Below are 19,367 nucleotides of genomic sequence, written 5' to 3'. Positions count from 1 at the left end.
CCGGGCGGTTCCCGGCATCAGGAGGGTTGATGCACGTGTCGTTCCACGCCGGAGCGCAGGCAGACAACCACAACAGTCTAGCGGACCCGTCGGGCGCAGCGCACCACGGCTGAGGACGCCCGGTAGCGTGGCCGTCATGACGTCCACCTTCGACGAACGTCCCCTCACCGAGCCGGTCGACAAGGCGGCGGCCCGCGCGTACGTCGCGGAGCTGCGCAAGAGCGGGCGCGCGCCGGCGGGCACGGGACCGATCGGCGTCGTCATCGGTGTCGCCGTCGCCGCCGTCTTCCTGCTGGTGTTCGGCGGGGTGTTCGCGAGCATCTTCACGACCTTCCTGGCGGTGGGCTCGGGAAGCGGAGCCCCGGACGTGCTCTCCTTCGTGCCCTTCGTGATGCTCGTACTGATCATCGCCCTGATCGGCACCGCGGTGTGGCGGATGTCCCGCAACAGCACCGCGGTGCGCTGGTATCGCCTCGACCGGTTCGCGCAAGCCAACGGCATGCAGTGGCACCCGGAGGTGACCAACCCGCCGCTGCCGGGCATGATCTTCTCCCTCGGCCGCTCGCGGAAGGCCACCGACATCGTCCGCGGCGCTCACCCGCGCTTCGTCGAGTTCGGCAACTACCAGTACACGACGGGCTCGGGGAAGAACCAGACCACCCACAAGTGGGGCTACGTGGCCGTGAAGCTCTCGACGCCGCTTCCGCACATCGTGCTCGACGCCACGAGCAACAACGGCCTCTTCGGCTCGAACCTCCCCGCCGCCTTCAACCGCGACCAGCGCCTGAGCCTCGAGGGCGACTTCGACCGGCACTTCTCGCTGTACTGCCCGGAAGGGTACGAGGCCGACGCCCTCTATCTGTTCACGCCCGACATCATGGCGCGCTTCATCGACCACGCCGCAGCGCTGGACGTGGAGATCGTCGACGACTGGATGTTCCTCTACGCCAAGCGCGACTTCTCGACGCTCTACCCCGGCACCTGGGCGTGGCTGTTCTCGGTCGTGCGCGCCTTCCTCGACAAGTTCGCGCAGTGGGAGAGGTGGCGCGACGACCGTCTCGCCGCCCTCGCCGCCCCGATCGCTCCGGCCCCAGGCGCGTCTACGAGCGGCCCGGCGGGAGCGGCGGACGGTGCGGGGACACCGGGGGTCGCCGGTCCGCTTCCGTTCGTCGCGCCGATGGCCGCGCTCCGCCCACCGCCTGGTGTCGCCGCGCCCGGGCGCCGGTTGAAGCAGCGGTTCCCGTGGGCGATCGTCGTCGTCTTCGTCGCGTTCCTCGCGTTCTTCTTCTTCGGGCAGGCGGGCGTGTTCGCCGGGTTCCTGAGCGGCCTCTTCCGCTAGCCGTCCGCGCGCCGGACGGCCAGCCACAGCCAGGAGCAGCCGCGACGCGTCGTGCCGGCACGGAGCTCGGCGCCCGTGGCCGTGAACGGCGCCTCGTCGTCGGCGAGGGGCGTGACGTCATAGCGCGCGTCGGGCTGCAGTCCACGCCACGCGAGGGTGACGTTCTCGCTCGCGGTGTCGAGCGCGAACGCCGCGAGCAGATGCCCGTGCCGGGAGTCGAGCTGGAAGACGGGCTGGCGGCACCCGCGGCCCTCGCGCAACGGGGGAGGCGTCAGCGTCGTGAGCACGCCGTCGACGAGAAGGGGCGCGATGCGGGAGCGGAAGGCCTGGACATGCGTCGCGAGGCGCTCCCGCAGGTGTGCGGGAAGCTCGGTGAGTCGGATCGAGACGCCGGTGCGATGCAGGAGCGCCGCCCGGAGGGAGCGGTCGAACTCGGCCTCGGAGAGCTCCGCCCACGGCCGCCGCTGCGCGGGATGGTCGCCCAGCCACTGCGACCACGTCCAGTGGAGGATCGCGGCGGGCGGCAGCATGAGCGAGGCGCCCCAGAGAACCTGAAGGTGGTGCTCGGTCCAGTCGGGATCGGAGAGGAAGTGGCAGTGCACGTGCTGCGCGATCCCCAGATCGATGCGGAGTCCTCCCGATGAGCACGACTCCAGGACGACATCGGGGTGGCGCTGCCGGAAGAGGTCCAGCACCTCATACAGGCCCTGGTAGTGCCGGAACAGCCCGTCGCCGCGGCCGTGCCCGTGATCGTCGCGGTCGCAGCCGCTTCCGGGGTCGACGTTGAAGTCGAGTTTCAGCCACCGCGCTCGGGTGCGGGTGACGATGTCCTCCATCGCGTCGAGCACGAAGGTGCGGCCGGCGGAGCTCCCGAGGCACACGTAACCGAGGAACGTCGGGTCGTCGGGGTCGAGCGACACGGTGATGCGCACCGCGCCGTCGGGTGTCGAGCGGGTCGCGACGATCTCGGGATGGGTGCGGCGCGCCCGCGCGTCGGCGCCGAGGGCCTCCGCCTCGATCCACACCCCGAAGTCGACACCCGTCTCTCGCACGCGATCGGCGAGCGCCACCACGCCTCCGGGGAAGCGGACCGTGTTCTCCCGCTCCCAGTCGCCGCGCTCGGTCTGCCAGTCGGCGGTACGGTCGGCGCTGCCGAACCATCCCGCGTCGAGCGTGGCGACCTCCAGCCCCACGGCGGCGGCGACACGGGATTCGGCGAGGAAGGTGTCGGCGTCGATCTCGCGGTCTTCGTAGGGCCACCAGTGGTTCCACTCGGTGGGCATGGCGTCGCTGCGCGGCGACCGCGGAATGATCCCTCCGACGGCCGCCGCGAGGGCCGCCCCGGCGTCCGCCAGCGTCGCACCGTGGGCGACGAACACCGACGGCGCGACGACGGACTCCCCGGCCGCGAGGTCGATGAAGAAGTCGTGCGGCTCCACGCCGGCCCGGAGCACACCGTCGTCGATCGCGATCCGCCAGTTGCCGCTCCACGCGACCGAGACGAGCACGACGAGGCCGGTGGTCTCCAGCGCCACGATCGGGTGGGCGCCGTGGGAGGAACGCCCGGTGCGGACCCCGACGTGGAGTCCCTCGACGGCCGGGTGCTCGACGCGCTCGAACTCCGCTCCCCAGGCCGAGGCGAATGTCCGCGCCGTCCAGTCCCGCGGAGCGAGCCGCGCCACCAGGGCGTCGAGCTCGGTCACGTGGCCGGGAGCGTCCTCGGGGGCGGCGACCTCGAGGCTCGCCTCCCACGCCTCCCCCCGCCGAGTCCACGCGCGGTGCTCGCGCACGGCACCCGGCGCCGGCTCCACGGGGACGGCCCAGCTCCCTCCGGGCGCCTCCCAGACCGACGCGCTCATCGGCCGAAGCTCGCCGCGAGACCGCTCATGACGTACTTCGACGCGAAGGCGAGGAGCAGCATCGGGAAGATCGCGGTGACGATGAGGCCGGCCGACACCAGCGGTTGATCGCTCGTGAACCGTCCGCCGATCTGCGCCAGCGCGGGCGTGAGGAGCCGCAGGTCGTTGTCGGGCAGGAGGATGTAGGCGAACAGCAGCTCGTTCCACATGCCGAGGAACTGCAGCACGGCGAGAGTCGCGATCCCGGGTGCCGCCATCGGCGACGCGACGCTGATGAGCGTGCGCCAGAACCCCGCCCCGTCGACCTTCGCCGCCTCCAGCACGTTCTGGTCGACACCGGCGAACGCCGCCGTCATGAAGAACACCGCGAAGGGGAGCCCCGTCGCCACATAGACCAGGATCAGCCCCTGCAACGACCCGACCAGCCCGATCCGCGAGAGCAGGAGGTAGATCGGGATGATGAGCACCTGGCTCGGCACGAGCATCACCGACACGAAGGTCGCGTTGATCGCCCGGGCGCCGGGGACATCGAGCCGGGCCAGCGCGTAGCCGGCGAGCATCGCGATGGCCAGCTGCAGCGTGAGCCCGATGACCACGACGACCACGCTGTTGCGCAGCGCGTTGCCGAGGTCGTAGTTGTTCCACAGCACGATGAAGTTCTGGAAGGTCCACTCGGACGGCAGCCCGAACGGGTTCGCGAGGTAGTCGGCCTTGGTCCGGAAGGCGGCGGTGGCGAGGTAGACGACGGGGTAGACGATCGTCACCGCGATGAGGGCCAAGCCGACCCCGATGGGAAGCCGCGCCCGCTTGGGCACACCGACGTGATTGGTAGCCATCAGTCATCCGCCGATCGGAAGAAGCGCAGCTGAAGCAGGGTCAGCGTGCCGATGAACAGGAACACCATGACCGCGAGGGCCGATCCCTCGCCCAGCCGCGACGACGAGAAGGCGAGGCTGTAGATGAGGTAGTCGAGCGTGGTGGTGTCGTATCCGGGGCCACCGGCGGTCATCACGAAGATGAATCCGAACAGCGACGTGAACGTGTAGAGCACGTTGAGGATCGACACGAGCACCACGACCCGCCGGATGTTGGGGAGGGTGATCGACCACAGGCGTCGCCACCATCCCGCGCCGTCGAGCACCGCCGCTTCGAACACCTCGGGGTTGATCGAGCTGAGCCCGCTCAACAGGATGAGCGACTGATAGCCGAATCCCGACCAGACCAGCGCCAGCACGATGACGAAGATCGCACTGCCAGCCCCCGCGAAGAAGTCCACGGGCTTGCCGCCGAAGGCCTCGATCAGGGCGTTCACCGGACCGCTGTAGGCGAACAGCGTCTTGAACATGAGGCCGATGACAGCCGTGGACAGCACGTTCGGCACGAAGAAGAGGACGCGGTAGAACTTCCAGCCGCGGATCCGCTCGTACAGCAGCACCGAGCACACGAGCGCGGCGAAGATGACGATCGGCACCGACACGAGGAACAGCAGGTTCGTCCCGAACACCTTGTACAGGAGCGGGTCGGTGAGGAGCTTGACGTAGTTGCCGAGCCCGACGAACTCGAATCGGAGCCCGTTGGTCTTGTGGAACGAGATGAACAGGGCGTACCCGACCGGGTACACCATGAACCCGAGCGCCAGCACGAGGGCCGGGGCGACCGCCGCGAGCGCGACCCAGCGCTCGCGGCGACGCCACCTGCTCTTTCCCCGAGCGGGAGGGGTGTCCCCGCGAGATGCGGTTGACGGGGACACCCCGGTCTGTGTGGTCATCAGTCCGACTTCTCGGCCTTATAGGCCTCCTGCAGCTGCGACACGGCGTCCTCGGGGGTGGTCTGTCCCGTGTACACGGTCGCGTTGAGGCGATAGAAGAGGTCGATCACGGACTGCGGCATGACGTTGTCGAACGGGTAGACGACGGCGTCGGCCTTCGAGACGTATTCGGCCTCGGACTTCAGGTAGTAGTTCGTGATCACCGAGGTGTCGGCCGATGCACTGTTGGAGGGCTCGGTCTGGAACAGCTTCACGTAGGTGTCGATCGTCGCCGGCTGCGCGAGGTACTGGAGGAACTTCTTGGCGAGGTCCTTGTTCTCGGAGTAGTTCGTGATCGAGACCGACACGTTCGGTCCGCCCGCGAGCGCAGTCGGGAACTGCGAGCCGGCGAGCGTCGGGATCGGGAAGACCCCGGCCTTCTCGCCCATCGCCTCTTCCAGCGCGCCGTTCTCCCACGCCCCCGAGACCATGAACAGGCCCTTGCCCTGCACGAAGCCGGTGAGCTGCTCGGAGTTGCCGATCGAGCCGGCATCGGGGTTGGTGAGGCCCAGGGAGTAGAGCTTCGAGTACGCCTCGTACGCCTTGACCATCGCGGGATCGGTGAGCGGCGTCTTTCCGCTGTACATGTCCGTGAACGCGTTGGAGCCGAGCTGACCGCCCACGAGCGCCGCCATCACCCAGGCGCCGACGTAGCCTTCCTGGTTCGGGGTCCAGAAGGGCACGGCGTCGCCGATCTTGCCCTTGGCCTGCTCGCCGAGGGCGATCATGTCCTCCCACGTGGCGGGAGGAGTGGAGAGGTCGAGGCCGGCCTTCTCGGCGAGCTCCTTGTTGTAGAAGACGTAGAAGTAGGAGCCGCCGCCGTAGGGAAGACCGAGCAGGGCGCCGTCGTCGGCGTAGCCCGCACGGACCGTGTTCCAGCCCGAGAGGTCGGTCATGGTCTCCTCGGAGAACACCCCGTCGAGGTCTTCGAGGAAGTCGGCGTAGTCGACGGTGTTGCCGCCGGTGTAGCCGATCCGAACGTCCGGGCCGTTGCCGGCGATCGAGGCGGCCTGGAACTGCGCGGCGTCCTTCGAGATGTCGCCGGAGAGGGTGACGACGTCGACCGTGACGCCGGGGTTGTCCTTCTCGAACTGGTCGACGGCGATGTTGAGGAAGGAGTTGTCGGCGACGGCACCGTCGTCGGTCTTCTTCGTCAGCAGGCCGGGATCCCAGACGGTGAGGGTCTTCGACTCGGTCTTGTCGCCGTCGGCGCCGGGTGCGCAGGCGGCCAAGCCCAGGGTCAGTGCGCTCGCAACGGCGAGAGCGCCGATTCGCAGGAGCTTCATGTCGGTTCCTTTCACAGGGTGATTGCGGTGCGGGTAGAGGGTTCTTGATCGATCAAATTCGGGAGCGCGAGAAGGCCGGCGCCGGGTGCGGGGCTCATAGGGCGGCCCCGAGCCCGCCATCGACGGCGAGGACGGCACCCGTCACATACGTGTTCTCGGGCGAGGCGAGGAAGGAGACGGCGACGGCGACCTCCTCGGGGGTGCCCGGGCGGCGCAGCGGCAGTCGGCCGTGCTCGAGGTACACGCTCTGGAACCAGTCGGTCTCGTATTCGGTGCGACCGTCGGCGAGCCGCGCCATGGGGGTGTCGATGAACCCCGGCGCGACCGCGTTGACGAGGATGCCGTCCGGCGCGAGCTCGACGGCGAGCGCTCGGGTGGCCGCGTGCAGTCCGCCCTTGCTCGCCGCGTAGGCGACCGATCCGGTCGCGGCGCGATCGGCCTGCACCGACCCGACGTTCACGACGCGCGGAGTGGCGGCCCGCCGGAGGAGGGGAACGAGACCCGTGGTCAGCCGCACGGCGGCGGCGAGATTGATCTCGAGCGTGCGGGCGAGCGCGTGGTCGTCGTCGGGCTCGACGACCACGCCGGCGGCGTTGACGAGCACATCGAGCGCGCCGCCTGCCCCCAGTTCTTCCCGCACGGCCGTGGCCGCATCGGCCGAGGAGACGTCGAGAGGGAGCGCCACGGCGTCGGCCAGCTCGCCGGCGACCTCCGACAGGCGCGAGGCGTCGCGATCGATGAGGACGAGCCGGTCGCCCGCGGCCGCCAGTCGCCGCGCAACGGCAGCACCGATGCCGCTGGCAGCGCCGGTGACCAGCGCCGTACGGTTCGCAGCTAACATCGGGCGTCCTTGCTTTCGAGTCGCATTGATCCTACCTAAGACGTTCTCGAGAGCAACAGCCCCCGGAACCTCGGGATCGAATGTAGCGCAATTCTCGTTTAGATAATACCTTTGGGTCAAGAGGTGATCATGGACGATTCCGTCGACCTGGCGTGGAGCCACGGCCGTGGCCGGGTGCACGCCACCGCGGCGATGCTGCGCGACCTCACCGTGACCGCCGGCGGACGCCGCGTGCGCCCTCTCGCGCAGGCGGCGTGGGATCCGGGTGATCCCGAGGTCGCGGGACTGCCGGGACACCTTCGGGTGCTGGGCGGAGACTTCGTGTGCCTCCCCTTCGGCTCAGCCTCCGTCGCGCCCGACGCGCCGGAGGACTGGCGGCGCGTCGGCACGCCGGCTCCGGTCCCTCCGCACGGCATCACGGCCGATGCCCCGTGGCGACTCACTCCCGACACCGCGGAGGACGGGACGACCGCCGTCACCGCGACGCTCGTGCCGCCACCCGACCACGACATCGCCCGCGTGGTGCGCCGCGTGCGCCCCGTTCCCGGTCGTGCGCGTATCGAGTTCGACCTCGAGGTCACCGCGCGTCGGCCGCACCGCACCTCGCTCGGGCTGCATCCGATCCTCGCGCTCCCCCCGGTCGGGTCCCCCGCAGTCGCCCGCCTCGATGTCGCCTTCTCGTGGGGATGCGTCTGGCCGGGTCGCCTCCACGGAGAGGGACGGCCTGCGCCGGCGGCGCGCTTCACCTCCCTCGACGCGGTCCCCGCCGCCGCCGGGGGAACGGTGGACCTCACCCGGCTCCCGCCGCCCCATCCCACCGAGGAGGTCGTGCAGCTGATCGGCGCGCGGTCGCCGTTGCGCCTCCGCCACGCCGACGGCACGGCCGTGGCGGTGGAGTGGGACGACACCCTCTTCGACTCGCTGATGCTCTGGCTCTCCGACCGCGGCCTCCCCTCGGCCCCGTGGCGCGGCACCTACCGGGGCCTGGGTGTCGAACCGGTCGTGTCGGCGTTCGATTTCTCGGCGAGCACATCGGCCTCCGACAACCCGCTCTCCCTCGACGGCGCCCGCACCTCGCTGGCGCTGTCCCCCGCGGCTCCCCTTCACACGACGCACGTCATCGAGGTATTAGTATGATGATTGACTTCTCACCCCCGCCGTTGATGGCGCTTCCCATCTCGGACCACCGACTTTCATACGATCTGAGAGAGGACCGTCGTGCGGATCGATAGCGTCGACTTCTTCTACGCGAGCATGCCCGAGGTGACCCTGGAGGCCGACGGCAGCCAGGACGCGCTGCTCGTGCGCGTCCGCGCCGGCGACGCCGAAGGGTGGGGCGAATGCGAGGCCTCGCCGCTCACCTCGATCGCGGCCTTCATCGCGCCGCGGTCCCACGGCGTCTGCCGTCCGGTCTCCGACTCGGTGATCGGGGAGCGGATCGACGGTCCCGACGACATCATGCGGATCGCCCGGTTGGTCGCCCGCAACAGCATGGACCTCCTCCAGGCCGCCCACACCTTCTCCGGCATCGAGATCGCGCTGTGGGACCTGCTCGGCCGCGTGCGTGAAGAGCCGGTGTGGCGCCTCCTCGGGGCCACGACGGCCCATCCGAAGGTCCCCTATGCCTCCGTCCTCTTCGGCGACACCCCCGAGCAGACCCTCGCCCGCGGGCGAGACGCCGTGGCACGCGGATTCCGCGCCGTGAAGTTCGGCTGGGGCCCCTTCGGCACCGGCAGCGTCGCCGACGACGCCGATCAGCTGCACGCCGCGCGGGAGGCGATCGGCCCCGACCGCGAGCTGATGGTCGACGCGGGTCAGGTATGGGAGAACGACGTCGAGGCGGCCGCCGCGCGTATGCCGGCGCTGTCGGATGTCCGCGCCCTCTGGCTCGAAGAGCCGTTCGGGGCGGCCGAGTACGACGCGTACGCCGCGCTCGCGCGGGACGCGGGCCCGGTCCGCCTCGCGGGCGGCGAAGGAGCGCACGAGGAGGCGATGGCTCGCAATCTCATGCGCCACGGCGGGATCGGCTTCGTGCAGATCGACACCGGACGCGTCGGCGGCATCGCGCCCTCGGCCCGCATCGCCGCCCACGCGGAGCGGCTGGGGATCACCTACGTCAACCACACCTTCACGTCGCACCTGGCCCTGTCGGCCTCGCTCCAGCCCTTCGCGGGTCTTGCCGCCAGCGTGATCTGCGAGTACCCGGCCGAGCCGAAGCAGCTCGCCGTCGACCTCACCCGCACCCACCTCCGGCCCGACGCCGATGGTCTCCTGCATGTGCCCGACGCCCCCGGCCTCGGGGTCGAGGTCGACACCGCGGCGCTGGCTCCCTACCTCCGGTCGGTGCAGATCACGGTCGACGGGGAAACGCTGTACTCTAGCCCGCAGCCCGACAGCGCGGTGCTGTCGTCGTGACGAACGGTCGGAGACAGGTGAGCGGGACGAGTGCCGACGCCGGCTCCGGATACTCGCTCCGGGGGCGCCAGGGCCACGTGATCGAGGCCCTGGGCCGCGCCATCGCCGGCGGCACCTACCAGCCGGGAGAACTACTGCCGCGAGAGGCCGCCCTCACCGAGGAGTACGGCGTCAGCCGCACGTCGGTGCGCGAGGCGATGAAGGTGCTCGCCGCCAAGGGACTCGTCGACATCCGCCCCAAGGTCGGCACCCGCGTCCGCCCCCGGGAGCTGTGGAGCAGCTTCGACTCCGATCTGCTCACCTGGACCTACGCCGAGGGACAGGCCACCGACCTCATGCGCGACCTGGTGGAGCTCCGCCAGATCGTCGAGCCCAACGCCGCCCGCCTCGCCGCGGGGCGTGCCACGATGCACGACCTCGGCCGCATCGAACAGGCCGGCATCGAGCTCGCGGCCGCTGCGGGCGATCACGCCGCCTATGCAGAGCGTGACGTCGAGTTCCACCTGGCCGTCTACGCCGCCTCGCACAACACCTTCCTGTCGCGCTTCGGCACGCTGGTCGCCGACTTCATGAAGCTCTCGTTCGACCTGCAGCAGGAGGCGAGCACACAGTCGCTGGAAGACGACGCGGCCCGTCACGTGGCCGTGGTCGACGCCATCACGCGGGGGGATGCGGAACTGGCCGCGGAGACGATGCTGCAAGTGGTGCTCGACGGCAAGGTCGCCCTCGCCGCGGCGCTGCGGGAGCAGGACGCGACCTGACCCGCGGTCGTCTGCGGGCGGGCGCGCCCCTCACCCTCGCGCGGCCCGACGCGCCGCCTGTTCGACGGGGTCGGGCACGGGCAGCGAGGCGATGAGCCGTCGCGTGTAGTCGTCGGTGGGGGACCCGAGCACCTCCGCGGTCCGTCCCTCCTCGGCGATCCGGCCCCGATGCAGCACGACGACCCGGTGCGCGAGGAGGTCCACCACCGCGAGATCGTGCGTGATGAACAGCGCGGCGAACCCGAAGCGCTCCTGCAGCTCGCCGAACAGCTCGAGCACGCGGGCCTGCACCGAGACGTCGAGCGCACTCGTCGGCTCGTCGGCGATGAGCAGCCGCGGGTCGAGGGCGAGAGCGCGAGCCAGCGACGCGCGCTGGCGCTGTCCTCCCGACAGCTCGTGGGGGAACCGGTCGCCGAACGCCGCCGGGAGCTGCACCGCCTCGAGCAGGTCGTCGACCTGCGGACGGGCATCACTCGCGTTGCGGGCGACGCCGTGGACGATGAGCGGCTCGGCGACGCATTCCGCGATGGTGAGGAGGGGATTGAAGCTCGTCGCCGGATCCTGGAAGACGAAGCCCAGCTCTCGGCGCTGGGCGCGGAAGGTGCGCTCCTTCACGCCGCGCATCTCGGTGCCGAGCACCCGTAGCGAGCCGCCGGCCACCGGGGTGAGCCCCGCGATCGCGCGTCCGATCGTCGTCTTTCCCGACCCCGATTCGCCCACGAGCCCCAGCACCTCCCCGGGCCGGATGGCGAAGTCGATCTCGTGCACGGCGCGGAAGGTGCCGCTCCCCAGGCGCCCGGGATACTCGATCACGAGTCCGCGTGCCTCCACGACGGGAGCACCCGACGCCGACGCCGGGAGAGGGCGATCGGCGATCCGGAGCCGCGGCACCGCGTCGAGCAGCCGCTTCGTGTACTCGTGCTGCGGAGCGGCGAAGAGCTCCCGGGCCGTCGCCGTCTCGACGACCTCGCCGTCGAGCATCACGGCCACGCGGTCGGCGAGGTCGGCGACGACGCCCATGTTGTGGGTGATGAGGATGATCGCCGTCCCGGTCTCGTCGCGCAGGTCGCGCAGGAGGTCGAGGATCTCGGCCTGCACCGTCACGTCCAGGGCGGTGGTGGGCTCGTCGGCGAGGATGACGCTCGGCTCGAGGGCGAGCGCCATGGCGATGACGATCCGCTGCTTCTGACCGCCCGAGAACTGGTGCGGGTAATCATCCACCCGCCGGGCCGGATCCGGGATGCCGACCCGTCCGAGCATCTCGATCGCCCGGGCGCGCGCCTGCTTCTTCGAGTGCACGCCGTGGGCGCGCAAGCCCTCCATGAGCTGCCACCCGACCGTGAACACGGGGTTCAGCGCGGTCGAGGGCTCCTGGAAGATCATCGCCGCTTTCGTGCCGCGCACCGCGCGGAGGCGATCCGACGACAGCCCCACGACGTCGGTGCCGTCGAGGATGACCGCGCCCCGCGTGGTGGCGGTCTCGGGGAGGAGTCCCAGGATCGAGCGCGCCGTCACCGTCTTGCCGCTGCCGGACTCACCCACGATGGCCAGCACCTCACCGGGGTGCACCTGGAGCGAGACGTCGCGCACAGCAGCGACGTCGCCGCCGTCGGTCGCGAAGGTGATGTCGAGGTCACGGATGTCGACGGCGAGCGCGTCGGTGCGGACGGGATCCTGCTGTCGAGCCGCCATCACTCCACCTCTCCTCGTTCTTCGCGCGCCACCGGCTGCGTGGCGGCCACGGCGTCGGCGGGCGTGCGCGGGGCCGACCGGCGACGGGCCCGCAGCCGCGGGTCGGCCAGGTCGTTGAGGCTCTCCCCGATCAGCGTGATGCCGAGGACGGTGAGCACGATCGCGATTCCCGGGGGGATCGCCGTCCACCAGATGCCGGCGGCGACGTCGCTGATCGACTTGTTGAGGTCGTACCCCCACTCGGCGGCCGACGTGGGCTCGATGCCGAATCCGAGGAAGCCGAGGGCCGCGAGCGTCGAGATCGCCTCGGACGCGTTCAACGTGACGATCAGCGGAAGCGTACGGGTGGAGTTGCGCAGCACGTGGCGGAACATGATCCGCGGCGTCGAGGCGCCGATCACCTGCGCCGATTCGACGAAGGCCTCCGACTTCACCCGGACCACCTCGGCCCGCACCACCCGGAAGTACTGCGGAATGAAGACGACCGTGATCGAGGCGGCCGCCGCCAGGATCCCCGACCACAGATCGGACTGGCCGCGGCTGATGGCGATGGCCACGACGATGGCGAGAAGCAGGGTGGGGAAGGCGTAGATCGCGTCGGCGACCACCACCAGCACCCGATCGACCCACCCGCCGAGGTATCCGGAGACGAGACCGAGCAGGATCCCGAGGAACATCGACAGCACGATCGCCACGACCACGACGTAGAGCGCGGTCTGTGCTCCCCAGATGACACGGGAGAAGACGTCGTAGCCGCCGACCGTCGTGCCGAGGAGGTGGGCGGAGCTCGGCGGCTGCTGCGCGCCGAAGTTGCCGCCCTGACCGCTCAGCTGGCTGTAGCTGTACGGGGTGATCCACGGGGCGAGGAGGGCGAGGAGGACGAAGGCCGCCGTCAGCACGAGGCCGGCGACGAGCATGCCGCGCTGCAGTCCGACGCTCTGTCGGAGCTGACGGACGACGGGTACGCGGTCGAGGAGTCGGCGCTCGGCCATCTCAGTACCTCACCCTCGGGTCGATGAAGGCGGCGAGGATGTCGACGACGAAGTTGGTGAGGGCCACGATGATCGCGATCATCGCGACGATGCCCTGCACCGCCACGAAGTCGCGGGAGGACAGGTAGGCCGCGAGCTGGAAGCCCAGCCCCTTCCACTCGAAGGTCGTCTCGGTGAGCACCGCGCCGCCGAGCATGAGGGCGATCTGCAGCCCGATGACGGTGATGATCGGGATGAGCGCCGGCCGGTACGCGTGGGTGCGCACGAGCCGCGACTCCCGGACGCCGCGCGACCGGGCGGCATCGACGTAGGGCATGTTGAAGGTGCCGATGACGTTCGTGCGCACGAGACGCAGGAAGATCCCGGCCGTCAGGAGCCCGAGCGTCAGGGCCGGCAGCACCGCGTGGGCGAGGACGTCCTGCACGTAGGCGGGGTTCCCCGACGCGATGGCGTCGATCAGGTAGATGCCGGTGCCGCCGTCGCGGCCGAGCGCGAGTTCGGTGCGCACGCTCGCTCGGCCCGACACCGGGAGCCAACCCAGCCACACGCCGAAGACGAGCTTGGCCACGAGCCCGGCGAAGAAGACGGGAGTGGCGTAGAAGAGGATTGCGCTCACCCGCAGGAGGGCGTCGGGCCACCGGTCGCGCAGCGCGGCGGCCACGAGCCCCAGCGGGATCCCCACCAGGAAGGCCACGACGAGGGCGTAGAGCACGAGTTCCAGAGTCGCCGTGCCGTAGGTGGCGATCACCTGCACCACCGGCTGGTTGTCGGTGATCGTCGTCCCGAAGTTGAAGGTGAAGACCTGGCCGAGGTACTCGACGTACTGCACCAGGATCGGCCGGTCGTAGCCCGCCTCGTGGATGCGCTCGGCCAGCTGGTCGGCGGGGAGCCGGCCGCCCAGCGCCGCCGTGATCGGGTCGCCCGTCAGCCGGATGAGGAAGAACACGAGCGTCACGAGGATGAGCACGGTGGGGAAGATCAGCAGGAAGCGGATCAGGATGTATCGGCCGAGCACCGAGCCCGATCCTCGGGTCCGCGTCACTGCGGGCGGATCGGCGACATCTGTCGTCATGGTTGCCTACTCTACGGACGGCGGGGCGTTCGACGCGCTGCACTCGCCCAACGACCGGGGCCACATGGTGTGCCCCGGTCGTTGAGCGAGAGGCGAGCGGTCTCGTCGAACGCCCGCGGCGATTACTTCGTGATCGAGGCGAAGCGGAGCTTGAACGACGCGTCGAGCACCACGCCCGACACGTCCGCGCCGGTCACCGCGACCTGAGCACCCTGCAGGAGCGGAAGCGTGGAGAGGTCGCCGGCGACGAGCTCCTGGATCTTCTCGATCTCGGAGGTGCGCTGGGCGGCATCCGGCTCCACGGCCTGCTGGAGGATCAGGTCGTTGACCTCCGAGTTGTCGTAGTGGTTGCCGAGGAAGTTGTTCTTGAGGAAGAACGGCGTCAGGTAGTTGTCGGCGTCGGAGTAGTCCGGGAACCAGCCGAGCTGGTAGGCGGGGTAGACGTCGGCGGTGCGGTCCTTGGAGTACTGCACCCACTCCGTCGACTGCAGGTCGACCTGGAACAGTCCGTCCTTCTCGAGCTGCGACTTCACGAGCGCGTACTCGTCGCCCGACGAGGGTCCGTAGTGGTCGGGGCTGTACTGCAGGCTGAGCTTGACCGGAGTGGTGACGCCCGCGGCCTCGAGGGTCTCCTTGGCCTTCGCGGCATCGGGTGCTCCGTTGCCGTCGCCGTAGAGGCCCTTGAGCGCCTCGGTGGCACCCGTGAAGCCCTCGGGGACGTAGGAGTACAGCGGCGTGTACGTGCCCTTGTACACCTGCGTGGAGATGGCCTCACGGTCGACGAGATCGGCGATGGCCTGGCGGACCGCGAGCGCCTTCTTCGGGTCGGCGTCGCTGGTCGTGGCGCCGTAGGGCTGCGTGTTGAAGTTGAACACGATGTAGCGGATCTCTCCACCGGGCCCGTTGACGACCTTCACGGAGTCGTTCTTGGAGAGATCCTCCACGTCCGTGGCCGAGAGGCTGCGGTAGGCCACGTCGACGTCGCCCTGCTGGACGGCGAGCTTGAGGTTGGACGACTCGGCGAAGTAGCTGAGGATGACGCCGCCGTTGACGGGGGCGTCGATCAGGCCCTTGTAGTCCTTGTAGGGCGTGAACTCCACCGTCTTGTTGAAGTCCCACGAGGTGATCGAGTAGGGACCGGCGAACGCCTTGCCCTTGACGATGTCCTCGTCGGGCGTGATCGCGTCGGCCGAGAACACCTCTTCGTCGACGATCGCGCCGGGGAAGCTGGTGAGGATGAACGGGAACACCTGGTCGTTCTCGGTCTTGAGCGTGAAGACCACCGTGGTGTCGTCGGGTGCCTCGACCTTGTCGAGGTTGTAGAGCAGGCTCGATGCGCCATTGGGGTCGGCGATCTTGAGGTTGCGGTCGAACGAGAACTTCACGTCGGACGAGGTGAGGTCGTTGCCGTTGGCCCACTTCAGCCCCGCCGGGAGCTTCACCGTGTACTCGGTGGGAGAGGTGAACTCGGCGGACTCGGCGAGATCGGGGACGACCTCGGTGCTGTTGTAGTCGGTTCCGACCAGGTACGGGAAGACCTGCGTCTGGACGGCCAGCGATCCGTTGTCGTACGAGCCGGCCGGGTCGAGGGTCGTGACCTTGTCGGTGGTCCCGACGATGATGGGCTCGTCGGACGCCGGAGCGTTGCTGTTGCCGGGGCCGGGCGTTCCGCCGGCGCAGCCGGCCAGGAGAAGCGCCGAGGCGCCGAACGCTCCGAGGGCGAGGGCGAGGCGCCCGCGCGTGCTGTGGTGCCGTGACATGTGTACCTCTGCTGTCTGGATGACGACCCGTCAGTGGGCGGGCCTAAGTCGCTATCTTTCACCCGACCCTCCGCATCCGCGCAGAGGTCGGCGCAATTCGTAACGAGACCGAAACCCAGGACCGTGCACGGTGAGCCCCGGTGCCACCGCCGATTGGTCATCGTGCGCAACGCGGGTGACGGCCGGGTCAGGAGCTCACGGACTCGTGCCCGATGCCGAGCTCGAACAGCTCGCCGCCGTAGAGAAGCTGCGCCGCGCCCACACCGACGAGACTCGCCGCGACGACGGCGGCGAGAGCCGGGGCGAGGCCCCACCCCCGAAGAGCGCGCCAGCCGAGCACGGCGAGGACGACGAGGCCCACGAGGTGCGCGAGGACGAGCGGGACACCCCCGAGAACCTCCGCGAAGCCCGCCATCGTTCCACCTCAGTCGCGCTGAGCATGCTCCGACCCTACGCGAGGGCGCGGGGCTCAGCCGCCCCCTCAGCTCGCCGCAGGGGTGCGGAGCGCGCGGATCATCGCGTCGAGCAGCCGGAGCGACTCTGCTCGATCGGAGGCGCTCAGCCCTTCCAGCATCCGTTCCTCGACGGAGCGCACGGCTGCGCTCGCAGCAGCGAGCTTCGCGCGGCCGTGAGCGGTGAGCGTGACGGGAAGGACTTTGCCGACAAGCGGCTTCTCCGGTCGCTCCACCTCGCCGTCGCGCTCGAGGGCCTGCAGCAGCACGTTCATCGTCTGTCGCGTCACGAAAGTGCCGCGGGCGAGGTCGGAGTTGGAGAGACCCGGCCGCTGCGCGAGGAGTTCCAGGCACGCATAGTGCGTGACGTTCATCCCGAGGGGACGCAGAACGTCCTCCATCGCCGCGCGCAGGGCACTCGAGGCTTCCTTCAGCCGGTAGCCCACGGAGACGGGCAGGTCGACACCCGGCGATCCTTGACTCATGTCAGTATTCTGACATACGATCGCATGTCAGATAACTGACTCAAGAGAGGACACCCCATGCCCGTCACCGGCCCCGACTTCATTTCCCTTCAGGTGCGCGACCTCGACGCCTCGCAGGCCTTCTACGAGAGGTTCCTCGGCCTGGTGCGCTCTCCGGCGGGACCGCCCCACGCCGTCGTGTTCGCGACCACCCCGATCGCCTTCGCGGTGCGCGACATCGTCGACGAGGACGCCCTCGCGGCCAGCACGCACCCCGGTGTGGGAACCGCGCTCTGGTTGCACGCCACCGACGTCCAGGACATCCACGACGCGCTGGTCACGGCCGGACACGAGATCATCGCGGCCCCCATCGACGGTCCGTTCGGTCGCACGTTCACCTTCGCCGACCCCGACGGCTACCGCATCACCCTCCACGACCGCGCGTGACCGGCGGCGCCGACGCGGTCCTCCCGACGTCAGCGCAGTCCGACCTCGACGAGCTCGTCCTCGGTGAGCATGCGGGAACGGATGAGAAACCGCATACCCGTCGGGCCCTCCACGCTGAACCCGGCGCCTCGGCCCGGGACCACGTCGATCGTCAGGTGGGTGTACTTCCAGTACTCGAACTGCGCCTCGGAGATGAAGACCTCGATCGGGTCGTCGAGGCCCACGTCGAGGTCGCCGAGCTTCACGTCGCTCGGTCCGGTCAGGAACATCCCGACGGGGTAGCACATGGGGGCGCTCCCGTCGCAGCATCCGCCGGACTGATGGAACATGAGCTTGCCGTGCTGGGCCGTCAGCTGGCGCAGCAGCGCCGCCGCGGCATCCGTCACCGCCACGCGGGGAGAGAGCGTCGTGGTCATCGTGGCCTCCCAGAGGATCTGCGATCGGTGATGCGCTGAGGGAGCGGCGCGTGACCCCCACCGCCCGTTCGGCGACCGGGAGGTGGGGGACCTCCCGGTCGCCGAGCGGCGGGTGCGTCGAGGTGCGCCGCGCGGATCAGAAGAAGCCCATCGCCCCTTCGGCGTACGAGACGAGCAGGTTCTTGGTCTGCTGGTAGTGGTCGAGCATCTTCAGGTGGTTCTCGCGGCCGATTCCGGACTGCTTGTACCCGCCGAACGCGGCGTGGGCCGGGTACTGGTGGTACGTGTTCGTCCACACGCGTCCGGCCTCGATGCCGCGTCCCGCGCGGTACATCGTGTCCGCCGAGCGGCTCCACACCCCGGCACCGAGGCCGTACAGGGTGTCGTTGGCGATGTGGATGGCGTCGTCGAAGTCGTCGAAGCTCGTCACCGACACGACCGGCCCGAAGATCTCCTCCTGGAAGATCCGCATGTCGTTCGTGCCCTCGAACACGGTCGGCGCCACGTAGTATCCGCCGCTGAGCTCGCCGCCGAGGTCCACCCGCTCGCCACCGGCGAGGAGTTTCGCGCCGCCCGCCTTGCCGATCTCGATGTACGACAGGATCTTCTCGAGCTGGTCGTTCGAGGCCTGGGCACCGATCATGGTGGCCGGGTCGAGCGGATTGCCCTGCACGATCTTGCCGACCCGCTCCAGGCCGTCGGCGAGGAACCCGTCGTAGATCGAGCGCTGGATGAGCGCGCGCGACGGGCACGTGCACACCTCGCCCTGGTTGAGCGCGAAGAACGTGAAGCCCTCCAGCGCCTTGTCGTAGTAGGCATCCTTGTCGCGCGCGACGTCCTCGAAGAAGACGTTGGCACTCTTGCCGCCGAGCTCGAGCGTCACCGGGATGAGGTTCTGCGAGGCGTACTGCATGATGAGGCGCCCCGTGGTGGTCTCACCCGTGAAGGCGACCTTGCGGATGCGCTTGTGCTGCGCGAGCGGTGCGCCCGCCTCGATCCCGAAGCCGTTGACGATGTTCACGACGCCGGCCGGCAGCAGGTCGCCGATGATCTCGAAGAGGAACAGGATCGACGCCGGCGTCTGCTCCGCGGGCTTCAGCACGACGCAGTTGCCGGCGGCGAGCGCCGGGGCGAGCTTCCATGTCGCCATGAGGATGGGGAAGTTCCACGGAATGATCTGGCCGACCACACCCAGCGGCTCGTGGAAGTGGTAGGCGACGGTGTCCTCGTCGATCTGGCTGAGCGAACCCTCCTGAGCCCGCAGCACACCGGCGAAGTAGCGGAAGTGGTCGATCGCGAGAGGGATGTCGGCGGCGAGGGTCTCGCGGATGGGCTTGCCGTTCTCCCACGTCTCGGCGACCGCGATCTTCTCGAGGTTCTCCTCCATGCGGTCGGCGATCTTGTTCAGGATGTTCGCGCGGTCGGCGGGGGTCGTGCGCTTCCACGACTCGAACGCCTTCCATGCGACGTCGACGGCGCGATCGATGTCTTCCACCGTGCCGCGCCCGACCTCGCAGAAGGGCTTGCCGGTCACGGGGGTGATGTTCTCGAAGTACTCGCCCTTGACCGGAGCGACGAACTCGCCGCCGATGTAGTGGCCGTAGCGCGCGCGGTACTCGGCGACGGAGCCCCGCTGGCCGGGAGCGGCATAGACGCTCGAGACGCCCTCTTCGACGATGGTCATGTTGTCTCCTTCGACTGCATGAGTCGCGGCAGCGATGCCGCGTTCGGATGCCGTCGAGGCTAGGTCGCGCCACGTTGCAT

General features: G+C 69.5%; 18 protein-coding genes. 5 read left to right on the top strand and 13 right to left on the bottom strand.

The genetic code is table 11. From position 1 onward, the window contains the following. The first annotated feature begins 136 nt into the window (after window positions 1–136). The gene (locus AVP41_RS12800) at window positions 137–1,339 is read left to right on the top strand and encodes a hypothetical protein (RefSeq protein WP_157532488.1); all 1,203 of its coding nucleotides are present in this window, start codon (window positions 137–139) and stop codon (window positions 1,337–1,339) included. Here the strand turns inward: AVP41_RS12800 and AVP41_RS12795 are convergent. From AVP41_RS12795 to AVP41_RS12775, 5 genes are all read right to left on the bottom strand, one after another. Beyond that, entirely contained in the window at window positions 1,336–3,198 is a 1,863-nt protein-coding gene (locus AVP41_RS12795) for an alpha-galactosidase (RefSeq protein WP_067165059.1), read from the bottom strand. The genes AVP41_RS12800 and AVP41_RS12795 overlap by 4 nt on opposite strands. Then, window positions 3,195–4,034, bottom strand: a complete 840-nt coding sequence (locus tag AVP41_RS12790; protein WP_067165056.1) for a carbohydrate ABC transporter permease — start codon at window positions 4,032–4,034, stop codon at window positions 3,195–3,197. The genes AVP41_RS12795 and AVP41_RS12790 overlap by 4 nt, the downstream gene beginning before the upstream one ends. After that, window positions 4,034–4,966: a carbohydrate ABC transporter permease gene (locus tag AVP41_RS12785; RefSeq protein ID WP_067165053.1), complete on the bottom strand. Its 933-nt coding sequence runs from the start codon at window positions 4,964–4,966 to the stop codon at window positions 4,034–4,036. Before AVP41_RS12785 ends, AVP41_RS12790 begins: the two co-directional genes overlap by 1 nt. After that, window positions 4,966–6,291 carry an ABC transporter substrate-binding protein gene (locus AVP41_RS12780; RefSeq protein ID WP_067165050.1) on the bottom strand — a complete coding sequence of 442 codons (1,326 nt, stop codon included), beginning with the start codon at window positions 6,289–6,291 and terminating at the stop codon, window positions 4,966–4,968. Before AVP41_RS12780 ends, AVP41_RS12785 begins: the two co-directional genes overlap by 1 nt. A gap of 94 nt (window positions 6,292–6,385) precedes the next feature. Next, on the bottom strand, window positions 6,386–7,132 hold the full coding sequence (locus AVP41_RS12775) for an SDR family NAD(P)-dependent oxidoreductase (protein WP_067165048.1): 747 nt from the start codon (window positions 7,130–7,132) through the stop codon (window positions 6,386–6,388). Window positions 7,133–7,261: 129 nt separating this feature from the next. On the opposite strand from AVP41_RS12775, the gene AVP41_RS12770 reads away from it, so the two are divergent. The 3 genes from AVP41_RS12770 (at window position 7,262) to AVP41_RS12760 (ending at window position 10,308) form a co-directional block, all read left to right on the top strand. Beyond that, the gene (locus AVP41_RS12770) at window positions 7,262–8,269 is read left to right on the top strand and encodes a hypothetical protein (protein WP_067165045.1); all 1,008 of its coding nucleotides are present in this window, start codon (window positions 7,262–7,264) and stop codon (window positions 8,267–8,269) included. A gap of 81 nt (window positions 8,270–8,350) precedes the next feature. After that, window positions 8,351–9,547, top strand: coding sequence for a mandelate racemase/muconate lactonizing enzyme family protein (locus AVP41_RS12765; RefSeq protein WP_067165042.1), 1,197 nt, complete (start codon window positions 8,351–8,353; stop codon window positions 9,545–9,547). A gap of 17 nt (window positions 9,548–9,564) precedes the next feature. Next, window positions 9,565–10,308 carry a FadR/GntR family transcriptional regulator gene (locus tag AVP41_RS12760; protein ID WP_067165038.1) on the top strand — a complete coding sequence of 248 codons (744 nt, stop codon included), beginning with the start codon at window positions 9,565–9,567 and terminating at the stop codon, window positions 10,306–10,308. A 30-nt stretch (window positions 10,309–10,338) separates the two neighbouring features. Here the strand turns inward: AVP41_RS12760 and AVP41_RS12755 are convergent, their stop codons facing one another. From AVP41_RS12755 to AVP41_RS12730, 6 genes are all read right to left on the bottom strand, one after another. Next, a complete protein-coding gene (locus AVP41_RS12755) occupies window positions 10,339–12,000 on the bottom strand; it encodes an ABC transporter ATP-binding protein (RefSeq protein ID WP_067165035.1) in 1,662 nt (553 codons plus the stop codon). Further along, on the bottom strand, window positions 12,000–12,992 hold the full coding sequence (locus tag AVP41_RS12750) for an ABC transporter permease (protein ID WP_067165032.1): 993 nt from the start codon (window positions 12,990–12,992) through the stop codon (window positions 12,000–12,002). The genes AVP41_RS12755 and AVP41_RS12750 overlap by 1 nt, the downstream gene beginning before the upstream one ends. Before the next feature lies 1 nt (window position 12,993). After that, window positions 12,994–14,064, bottom strand: a complete 1,071-nt coding sequence (locus tag AVP41_RS12745) for an ABC transporter permease (RefSeq protein WP_067165029.1) — start codon at window positions 14,062–14,064, stop codon at window positions 12,994–12,996. 122 nt (window positions 14,065–14,186) lie between these two features. Beyond that, window positions 14,187–15,824 (bottom strand): ABC transporter substrate-binding protein, encoded by a 1,638-nt coding sequence (locus AVP41_RS12740; protein ID WP_067165025.1) that lies wholly within the window; start codon window positions 15,822–15,824, stop codon window positions 14,187–14,189. 187 nt (window positions 15,825–16,011) lie between these two features. Beyond that, on the bottom strand, window positions 16,012–16,239 hold the full coding sequence (locus AVP41_RS12735; protein ID WP_067165021.1) for a hypothetical protein: 228 nt from the start codon (window positions 16,237–16,239) through the stop codon (window positions 16,012–16,014). Window positions 16,240–16,305: 66 nt separating this feature from the next. Next, on the bottom strand, window positions 16,306–16,761 hold the full coding sequence (locus AVP41_RS12730) for a MarR family winged helix-turn-helix transcriptional regulator (RefSeq protein ID WP_067165018.1): 456 nt from the start codon (window positions 16,759–16,761) through the stop codon (window positions 16,306–16,308). Between the two features lie 57 nt (window positions 16,762–16,818). Here AVP41_RS12730 and AVP41_RS12725 point away from each other — a divergent pair, with 57 nt between their 5' ends. Then, the gene (locus AVP41_RS12725) at window positions 16,819–17,187 is read left to right on the top strand and encodes a VOC family protein (protein ID WP_067165015.1); all 369 of its coding nucleotides are present in this window, start codon (window positions 16,819–16,821) and stop codon (window positions 17,185–17,187) included. Window positions 17,188–17,216: 29 nt separating this feature from the next. On the opposite strand, the gene AVP41_RS12720 is transcribed toward AVP41_RS12725, so the two are convergent. Both AVP41_RS12720 and exaC read right to left on the bottom strand, forming a co-directional pair. Continuing rightward, complete coding sequence (locus tag AVP41_RS12720) at window positions 17,217–17,603, bottom strand: DUF779 domain-containing protein (RefSeq protein ID WP_067165012.1); 387 nt, start codon at window positions 17,601–17,603, stop codon at window positions 17,217–17,219. 136 nt (window positions 17,604–17,739) lie between these two features. After that, window positions 17,740–19,287 carry an acetaldehyde dehydrogenase ExaC gene (exaC, locus tag AVP41_RS12715; protein WP_067165009.1) on the bottom strand — a complete coding sequence of 516 codons (1,548 nt, stop codon included), beginning with the start codon at window positions 19,285–19,287 and terminating at the stop codon, window positions 17,740–17,742. Window positions 19,288–19,367 lie beyond the last annotated feature (80 nt).

The organism is Microbacterium sp. TNHR37B (genome assembly GCF_001620065.1).
Classification (GTDB): Bacteria; Actinomycetota; Actinomycetes; order Actinomycetales; family Microbacteriaceae; genus Microbacterium.
Note: the sequence above shows the minus strand (reverse complement) of the source record. Positions and strands in the feature narration are given on the sequence as shown.